The sequence below is a fragment of the Mesorhizobium sp. M1A.F.Ca.ET.072.01.1.1 genome, assembly GCF_004023325.1.
In the GTDB taxonomy this organism is placed as follows: domain Bacteria; phylum Pseudomonadota; class Alphaproteobacteria; order Rhizobiales; family Rhizobiaceae; genus Mesorhizobium.
Map to the genome: position 1 here is coordinate 1 of NZ_RZSF01000715.1, position 507 is coordinate 507.

Sequence of the window (507 nt, forward strand, 5' to 3'; positions counted from 1 at the left end):
CTGTTGTCGAGGCCGAGCATGCCATCGCCCAGTTGGCCGGCGCCCGAGATCGTGTTGTCGACATTGACCAGCGTGACGTCCGGACCGGTGCCGGAGATGACGTTGGCCGCGCTGTCGGACAGGACGACCTGCCCGCCGCCCTCAAGGGTCACGCCATGCTGGATGATCTGCAGCAGGGTCTCGGCGCCGGTCGAGTTCAGCGCAATGATGCCGCTGTTGTTGACCGTGCCGCTCAGCGGCAGCAGGGCGCCGTCGCCAATCGTCATAGTCCCGGCGTTGTTGACTACCGGAGTCTGGTCGAAGACGAAATTGCCGGCGCCGAGCGCGGAGGAGTGCACGCCTTCCAGCGTGATCGACTGGCCCTCGGCGAGCGTGATCACCGCATTGCCGCTGGCGTTGTCCGCGGTATGCGCCTGGACGGCGGCGAAGCTCTGGAAGCCGGAGTAGCCGATGAGGTCGATCTGGTCGGCGGCAGCATCGAAGCTGTGCACGGTATCGTTGCCGATC

The 507-nt window shown here is 65.9% G+C and carries 1 pseudogene; it reads right to left on the bottom strand.

Annotated features, from left to right (window positions below):
- Nucleotides 1–507: pseudogene (locus EOA32_RS37690) on the bottom strand (adhesin); the annotation flags it as partial.